This is a genomic window from Kitasatospora sp. NPDC004799 (genome assembly GCF_040609095.1).
Lineage (GTDB): Bacteria > Actinomycetota > Actinomycetes > Streptomycetales > Streptomycetaceae > Kitasatospora.
Genome location: NZ_JBEXJK010000367.1, coordinates 1 through 8,341, shown reverse-complemented (window position 1 = coordinate 8,341; position 8,341 = coordinate 1). Strand labels below are relative to the sequence as shown.

5 protein-coding genes and 1 pseudogene are annotated in these 8,341 nt (G+C 76.6%); 2 read left to right on the top strand and 4 right to left on the bottom strand.

The features are described from left to right. Positions 1-116: 116 nt before the first annotated feature. The 3 genes and pseudogenes from ABZW03_RS32350 to ABZW03_RS32340 form a co-directional block, all read right to left on the bottom strand. A pseudogene (locus ABZW03_RS32350) lies at positions 117-1,043 on the bottom strand (DUF389 domain-containing protein); the annotation flags it as partial. Positions 1,044-1,131: 88 nt separating this feature from the next. Further along, positions 1,132-3,858, bottom strand: a complete 2,727-nt coding sequence (locus tag ABZW03_RS32345) for a DUF6493 family protein (protein WP_355266264.1) — start codon at positions 3,856-3,858, stop codon at positions 1,132-1,134. Continuing rightward, positions 3,855-5,312 (bottom strand): SWIM zinc finger family protein, encoded by a 1,458-nt coding sequence (locus ABZW03_RS32340; RefSeq protein WP_355266261.1) that lies wholly within the window; start codon positions 5,310-5,312, stop codon positions 3,855-3,857. The genes ABZW03_RS32345 and ABZW03_RS32340 overlap by 4 nt, the downstream gene beginning before the upstream one ends. 126 nt (positions 5,313-5,438) lie before the next feature. Between ABZW03_RS32340 and ABZW03_RS32335 the strand changes: the two genes are divergently transcribed. Both ABZW03_RS32335 and ABZW03_RS32330 read left to right on the top strand, forming a co-directional pair. Further along, positions 5,439-6,347 (top strand): acyl-CoA thioesterase domain-containing protein, encoded by a 909-nt coding sequence (locus ABZW03_RS32335; protein ID WP_355266258.1) that lies wholly within the window; start codon positions 5,439-5,441, stop codon positions 6,345-6,347. A gap of 132 nt (positions 6,348-6,479) precedes the next feature. Beyond that, positions 6,480-7,130 carry a TetR/AcrR family transcriptional regulator gene (locus tag ABZW03_RS32330; protein WP_355266255.1) on the top strand — a complete coding sequence of 217 codons (651 nt, stop codon included), beginning with the start codon at positions 6,480-6,482 and terminating at the stop codon, positions 7,128-7,130. A 13-nt stretch (positions 7,131-7,143) separates the two neighbouring features. Here ABZW03_RS32330 and ABZW03_RS32325 read toward each other — a convergent pair whose 3' ends face one another. After that, entirely contained in the window at positions 7,144-8,337 is a 1,194-nt protein-coding gene (locus ABZW03_RS32325) for a sulfite oxidase (RefSeq protein WP_355266267.1), read from the bottom strand. Positions 8,338-8,341: the final 4 nt, after the last annotated feature.

Genomic DNA, 8,341 nt, shown 5'->3' with positions numbered 1-8,341 from the left:
GGCGCAGCTGTACTACCAGATCCAGATGGACCTGTTCTGGTCCTCGATGGTCGGCTACCTGCACGCCACGGCGATCGCCGAGGCCAACGGCATCTGTTCGCCCCCTTCGGCGCCGCCCGCCGGCGCCGGATCGACGCCCAGCCGGCCTGCTGGACCAGCAGGGTCAGCACCCCCGCCAGCACGATCCCCAGCAGGTTCAGCAGCAGCTGGACGCTGGAGCCCCAGAACTGGTTGACGTCGCCGTACCCGAGGGCGACGGCCGCGTTGGCCGCGGCGGGAACGGTGGTGACCGAGATCGCCACGCCGACCAGGGTCCCCGCCTTCGAGGAGGTGAGCGAGAGCAGCCCCGCGATGCCCGCCAGGAAGGCGACCACGAACGACGTCGCGTCGGGCTGCCAGATGAAGGAGGTGTTCGGCCGCGCCGCGTCGAACTTCGCCTGGGTGAACAGCCCGAGACCGTCCATCAGCACCGCGAAGCAGACGGTCAGCCCCATCGCCACCACGAACCCCGTCACCAGCGCGTTCAGCGAACGCAGAGCGGGCCGCGGCCGCCGCTGGACGAGCGCCACGCAGAGCCCGGCCAACGGCCCGAACTCCGGCCCGACGGCCATCGCCCCGACGACCAGGATCGCGCTGTCCAGCACCGCGCCACAGGCCGCGAGCATGGTGGCGACGGCGAGGAAGGCCAGGAACACCCAGGTGAGGGTGGACTCCTCGTGGGTGATCTCGGAGACCGACTCCCACACCAGCGCGTCGGCCCCCTCCCCGGGGGCCAGCCGCTCGGCCTCGTCGGCCGCCGCCGAGAGGGTGAGCTCGACCGTCGAGACGTCGATCGCCCCGCGCTCGGCCAGCCCCGTCCCGCGCAGCGCGCCCAGCACCTCGTCCGCCGCCTCACGGGCCACGTCGCAGAGCACCACGTCCCCGGCCGGACGGACGGCCGCGTCCGGGAGCAGGACGACGTGCGTCACCCCGACCGCCTCGTCCAGGCGGCCCAGCACGGGATCCCGGAGGTCGGGCGGGACGATCAGGCGAAGGTGCAGCACGGGCGCTCTCCGGTGGGTGGGCGGACGCGAGTCCCGCCCACCCTAGGGCCACGCCCCCGCACACGCCCGCCCCGCCTCCCGCGCCCCGTCAGCCCGCGAGGACGTCCCGCAGCGCCCGCACCTCCTTGGCCACCCGCCCCGAGCCGCCCCGCTCGGCCGCCGCCGTCACCTCGGCCACCGGCCCGCGGGCCCCGGTGCGCCGGGCGCAGTCGGCGGCCAGCGCGATCAGGTCGCCCAGCCCGCGCGTCGACGGGTCGGCCTCCCCCAGCAGGCCCGGCAGGGCCGCCCCGAGCACCGACCAGACCGTCCCCCGGGCGCCGGTCTCCGCCGCCACGGTGAGCGCCGCCCCCAGCCGGCCGGCCAGCACCGTGCCGCAGGCCACCAGCCCGCCCAGCTCACGGCCGAGCAGCGCGCCGTCCAGCTCCCCGCGCGCGGCGAGCACCAGCAGCGCGTCCACCGCCGCCGTCCGGTCCTCGGTGTGCCGGGCGCCCAGGCCGTACGCCAGCGCCAGGTGCAGCGCGAGCCCGGCCGGGCCGCCGGCCTCGGCGAGCAGCGGGAGGTAGCGGCCGGCGCCGCGCTCATCCCGGTCGGCCCCCTCGGCGAAGGGGTCGAGCCAGCGCGCGGCCAGCTCCTCCCGGTGCCAGGGGAGCATCGCGAACCAGTGCTCGACGGGCCGCCAGCTCCAGTCGTGCACCTTGCGGGCCCGGGCGACGCTGGGCTCGGTGCCGTCCAGCAGCCCCCGCAGCTCCGCCGTGAGCTTCTCGCCGCCCGGCCCCTTCGGCCCGACGCCGATGCCCGGCTGGGCGACGGCGATCCGCTCGATCTCCTCCCACCAGCGGTCCCCGTACACGTTGGTGCGCCGCCGCCCCTTGCCGGGCGCGAACACCACCCGCTCGGACGGCTGCCCGGGCAGCCCGCCGGTGCGCAGCCAGTGCGCCAGCCGGCGCCCGGCCGGGGAGGTGAGCGCCTCGGCCGCCTCCAGCACCGTCCCGTCCGCCCGCACGTCGACCCGCAGCAGGGCCTGGGACAGGTCGGCCTGCCCCGGCGTGACGTCCGCCGCCTCGTACCCGGCGATCCGCTCGACCAGCACGGCCGCGTCCAGTGCGCCGGTGGCGTCGGTCGGGGTGGCCAGCAGGTACGGCAGCGCGGCCTGGAAGATCTGCCGGGCCACCTCCTCCAGCCGGGCGGCGAGGACCGCCCCGTGCACGGTGGTGCGCGCGCCGCGCAGCGCGGAGCGGCCCTTGCCGCCGAGGTAGTCCCAGAGCTTCCACGGCGGTGTCTCCCCGGCCACCGCGGCCGCCACGTAGAGGATCTCCCGGGGCGTGCAGTCCCCCCAGCCGTTGGTGCCGCGCCACGGGTGCACCCGGCGGACCGGCTCCAGGGCCTCGGCCAGGGCCGCCCGGTCCAGGTGGGTCAGCCGGACCAGCCCGTCCAGCACCCGTTCGAAGTCCGCCACCCCGGGCTCGCGCGCGGCGAGCAGGGCGGACAGCTCCTCCGCGAGTTCGGCCGCGGAGGCGATCGGCGCGCCGAGCGGGCGCGGTTCGGGGGCGGGCGGGAGGAACTCGTCCCACCCGGTGTCCGGGTCGTCCGCGGCGGCGCCGACCGGCGCGCCGAACAGCTCGCGCGCGCGCCGGTGGTGGGCCGGGTTCAGCGTCTCGGCGGCGGCCCGCAGCTCCGGCAGCACGGCCTCGCCCGCCGCCTCGAGGTGACGGGCCACCACGTTCAGCGCGCGTTCCTGCAGGGCCGCGTCCGGGTGGCCGAAGGCCCCGGCCGCGGCCAGCACCACCGGGCCGGAGCGCTCGGGGGCGCGCCGGGCGGCCTTCTCCAGCCAGGACAGCTGGGCGCGGACGAGCTTCTTCTCCGTCCGGAACAGCACCACCGCCGAGGCCTCGGTGAGCACCTCGGGCTCGATCAGCCCGGCCTCGTCCAGCCCGGCGAGCACCTCCTGGGCGTGCCCGGCGAGCACCGACAGGCCGTCCAGCAGCGCCACCGTGTCGCGCACCCGGGCCGCGTACTCCTCGGGCGTCGGGTCGAGCGCCCGCAGGACGTCCAGGAAGGCCCGCTGGTCGGTCGGCTTGCCGCCGCGCAGCAGCCGGGCCAGGCAGCGGTCGATCAGGTCGGCCCGGTCCACCGTGCCGGCCGCGGCGAGTTCGCCGATCGCCTCCGTCCAGACGTCGCCGGGGCGCGGGCTGAGCCGGAGGGTCAGCCCGTAGCCGATGTCGGCGAGTTCGAACAGCTCGGGCAGCAGCACCGGGGTGAACGAGTCCTTGGCCAGCCGCGCGGCCAGCGTCGGACGCGGGCCGTTCCGCTCGGCGGCGCGGTCCATCCAGCTCCGGACGAAGGACGCGCCGCGCGGCACCTCGCAGCCGGTGCGCCGGACGACGGCCTCCAGCACCGGGTACATCGACCAGCCCCAGGTCCGCGCCGGCCGGGCCGCGAGCCGGGTGACCACCTCGACCTGCCACTCCACCGGCTGCGCCTCGATGACCTGGTGCAGCGCGGAGTTCCGGGCCCAGTCGCGGCCGCCGGCCTCGACTCCGCCCAGCCAGGTGGCGGCGGCGGCCGGGCCGGAGTGGCAGCCGGCCCCGGCCACCAGCAGCCGGGTCCTGACCGCGGCCGCCTCGCGCGACCAGTTCTCGCGCAGTTCCCTGCGCAGGTCCTTGCGCAGCTCCTTGAGGGCGGGCAGGCAGGCCCGCCGCTGGGCCTGGTCCAGGGCGGCCAGCAGCCTCGGTATCTCTGCCAGCTGCCCCGTCCGGACGGCCGTCAGCAGCGCCTCGCCCGGCTCCTGCCGCTCGGCATCCGACGTCGTGTTCACGCCCCGGCCCCCTTCGCCTCCGCGGCCCCGACGGTCCCTGCCGTCCCGACGGCACCGGCAACCGCGGCAGCCCTGGCGACACCGGCAGCCCCGGCGGCCCCGGCCGCCGACTCCCGCACCATCCCGACCGCCAGCGCGTGCTTGCACGGCCCGCGCCCGCCCCGGTACTTGGCCCACCACAGGCAGGTACAGCTCAGCCGCCCCGACTCGTCCGTCCGCACCCGCTGGAAGTGGTCGTCCACCGTGACGACGGCCGTCGCCCCGTCCCCCTCCAGCCGGACCGCACCCGCCTCGACCAGCGCCCGGGCGGCCCGCAGCCGGGGGTTGGCCGCCTCGGCCCGCCCGGCGTCGTACGGGAGCTGCCGGTGGAAGTACGCGGCCTCGGCGGTGTCGTAGCCGATCTGCCCGGCGGTGCCCAGCCGGGTGAGCGCGGCGCGGACCCGCTCGGGGCTCAGCCCGGACTGGGCGGCGAGGTCCCCGACCTCGATCCGGGGCTCCCAGGCGAGCAGCACCGCGATCAGCTCGGCGTCCCGCTCAGCCGTCCCGGCGGCCAGCGCGTCGAGCACCCCGCCCTCGCCGGAGAACCCCCGGGCGGCGTCCGGCGACAGCGTCAGGGTCAGCCGCATGCCGGGCAGCACCGCCTCCCAGGCCGAGGCGGTCGGCTCCCCGGCCGCCACCGGCCCGTACACCCGCAGGGCGAGCGCGTGCCGCAGCACCCGCTGGAGCGCCACCAGCCGCTCGGGCCCGGGCAGGCAGACCGCGCCCGGCACCGGCCGGGTGGTCGGGCGCAGCGTCCTCCCGGCCGGGAGGACCCAGCCGACGCCGGTCCGCCCGCCGCGCGGCAGCGAGCGCAGGAACCGGACCGCCTCGGCGGCGGGCAGCTCGGCGCGCAGCTCGAAGCCGGCCGCGACCACCTGGGTCTCGGCGAAGCCCCGCAGCCAGCGCTCCGGCAGCGGGACCTTCTTCTCGACCAGCGGGCCGTCGAAGCTGGTGACCTCCAGCGCGTCCGGACCGACCGCGAGGTGCAGCGGGTCGGCCGGGCCGATCCTGGTCAGCGCCTCGCGCAGCGGGTTGTTGACGTCCACGTTGGTGGTGCCGTGGCCGATCTCGCCCCCGTCGAGCCCGGCCCCGAGCACGTCGAGCCGGGCGTAGACGCCGCAGCAGCCCGAGAAGGACTCGAAGCGCAGCCGGTCCCCGTTGGCGGTGACCACCGGGTCGAGCGAGGCGCGCAGCTGCGGCTGGTAATAGCGCGCGGCGGCGACGTCCGCGACCGCGAGCAGCGCCGCCGCGGCCGGCGCCGGATCGGCCAGGAAGCCCGCGAGGAAGCGCGGGTTGGCGACGGCGCCGAGTGGGGTGGCGCCGCCGGAGGTGGCCAGGTCGAGGCTCCGCCCGCCGGCGCCGTCCAGGACGGCCGACGGGCGCAGGTAGGCGTACGCCTGAGCGGATTGCGTCATGCCGAGCACGGTAGGTGAGGGGTCCGACAATGCCCCGGGCACGCCCGCAAATGAAACGTGTTCTATTCTTTCCTGGCGTTACCCAGGTCACATCGCGGCACGGTTGGCTTCTGCCACTATGGGCCCGTGACCGACCTGAACGAACAGCAGATCCCGGCCGGACCGGCGCCCAGCCCGACCTCCTCCTTCGCCTCCCTGCTGGAGATCGAGCAACTGAACGAGAACACGTTCCGGGGCCACTGCCACGAGGGCGCCCCGATGCGCGCCTTCGGTGGCCACATCGCTGCCCAGGCCCTGGCCGCCGCCGGGCGCACCTGCGACGGGCAGCGCGCGGTGCACTCGCTGCACAGCTACTTCCTGCTGCCCGGCGACCCGACCCGCCCGATCGGCTACGAGGTCGAGCGGCTGCGCGAGGGCGTCACCTACGCCGCCCGCCGGGTCCGGGCCGTCCAGCACGGGAAGGAGATCTTCAGCCTCACCGCCTCCTTCAAGCACCCCGAGCCGACCGACGGGCGCCACCGCGACATGCCCCCGCTGCCCGCCCCGGAGTCGCTGCCCGACGCCTTCTCCCGGCGGCCCGGGGAGCCGCGCGACGCGGCACCGGCCTCGGACGGCTTCCGCGGCCTCGAGCTGCGCTTCGTACCGGCGGACGCCCCGGGTGTCCCGCCGGCCGTCCCCGGGATGCCGCAGCAGTTCGTCTGGCTGCGCACCACCACGCCGCTCCCGGCCGGCGACCCGCTGCTGCACGCCTGCGCCCTCACCTACCTGTCCGACCTCACCCTGGCCTCCACCGCCGGGCTGCACGAGCAGCCGAACTTCTTCCAGCGCACCGAACCGCCCCGGCTGCTGATGGCCTCGCTGGACCACGCGATGTGGTTCCACCGCCCGTTCCGGGCCGACGAGTGGCTGCTGTTCGCCCAGCGCAGCCCGTCCTCCTCGGACGGCCGGGGCCTGGCACTCGGCGAGTTCTACGACCTGGACGGCCGGCTGGTCGCCTCGGCCGTCCAGGAGGCGCTGATCCGCAGGCTGGGGTAGCCCGCCCGGCCCCCGGAGCACCTCGGAGCACCCCGGGAGCACCCCGGGGGCACCCCGGTGGCCTCCGGACGAACGGAAGGGGGCCGGACGGCGTCATACTCCTGAGCGGCCCCGGCCCGTATCATGGTGCGGGTGACCAAGGTTGACCTGTCACCACGGCCGGTGGAGGCGATGTCTCCGCGTCAGCTCGAACGCCGCGAAGGCCTGATCGCGGCCGCGCTCGCCCTGGTGAACGAGATCGGCGTCGAGCGGATGCAGATGAAGCAGGTCTGCGAGCGGTCCGGAGTCGCCCTGGGGACGGCGTACCGCTACTTCTCCTCCAAGGACCATCTCCTGGCGGCGGCGATCGCCGAGTGGCACCGCCTGCTGCTGACCGACCTGGTGGCCGAACTGCGCGGGCCGAGAGCCGGGCTGGGAGCCACCGACCGGGCGGTCCGGTTCGTCCGGGGCGGGATGCGGGCCTACCAGCGGCAGCCCGAACTCGCCCGGCTGCGGGTGGCCGTGGCCGCCTCCACCGACCCGTTCGCCAGCGAGGCGCTGCAGGGCATGGCCCGGGCCGACAGCACCGCGCTGCAGGCGGTGACGGCCGAGGTGCCGGCCGCCGCGAGCGACCTGGTGCGGCACATCGTCGCCCACGCCTGGCAGGGCGAGCTGACCGCCTGGGTGACCGGCCGCACCACCCTCGGGGACGCCCGGCGGCGGCTGGAGGACGTGGTGCGGCTGGTGCTGACCCCGTACGAGCCGCGGTACCCGGCCCCGTACGAGGTCCACCCCACCGGCTGAGGGCGGCCGGGGCTCAGACCACCGTCACCGGGTGGGCCACCACCGCGTCGAACAGGTAGCCCTCCCGGTTGAACACCGCCCGCTCGGGCTGGGTGCCGCCCCGGCGGTCCGTCGCGCGGGCGCGCAGCTCGTACCGGCCGGGCCGCCCGGGGCGCCAGTCGAAGCTCCAGCGCGTCCAGCCGTCGGCCCGCGGTTCGTCGCGCAGTTCGGCACGCCGCCAGGTCCGGCCGCCGTCGGTGCTCACCTCGACCCGGCGCACCGCGGCCCTGCCGGACCAGGAGCGCCCGTGCAGCCGGTGCTCGCGGTCCGCCGCCAGCCGGGCCCCCGCGGCCAGCTCGAAGGCGCTCTTGACCACCTGGTGGGTGAGCGGGTCGCCGCCGCCGGGCGGGTAGTCCGGGCCGAACATCCGGTAGAAGTCGGTGTTCCACGGCGAGTACAGCGGGTGGTCGGCGACCTCGATGCCGCCCACCCACTTGATCGAGGCGATGCCGACCCAGCCGGGCACCACCAGCCGGGCCGGGGCGCCGTGGTCCGGGGTCAGCGGCTCGCCGTTCATCTCGTACGCGAGCAGCACGTCGTCCAGCGCCTTGGCGATCGGCAGCGGACGGCGCACCGGGCCGTAGTTGGTGCCGCCGGCGACGTAGTCCGGGTCCAGGCCGGTGGGCAGCACGTCCACCGCCGCCCCGGTCAGCCCGGCGGCCCGCAGCACCTCGGCCAGCCGGACGCCCCGCCAGCTCGCCGAGCCGACGCCGCCGAGCGTCCAGGGCGTGCCCGGGACGGGCTGGTTCTGCTGCGCGGCGTAGTAGCTGCGGCCGTTGCCGGCGCACTCGATCAGCGCGCTGATCCGGGTGGCCGGCAGCGCGCGCAGGTCGTCCAGGCCGAACTCGACCGGGCGCTCGGCCGTCGGCGCGCCGCGCAGGGCGCTGCCGAAGAGCCTGAGGCGCCAGGTGTCGGGGTCGATCAGCGGGGTGCTGGTGTGGTTGCGGACGAAGAACCGTTCCACCGGCACGTGGCGGCCGACGACGGCCCCGCCGTCGGCGTCGCGGAAGGCGTCCCAGCGCGTCTCGGCGTTGGTGCCGCGCGGCACGAACCACTCGGCGGGCAGCGGTTTGACGATCCCGGGCACGGGGTTCGGCACCTCCTCGGCGGCCGCCCGGCCCGCGGCGAGCAGCGGGACGGCCGGGACCGGCGCGGCGAGCACCCAGATAGGA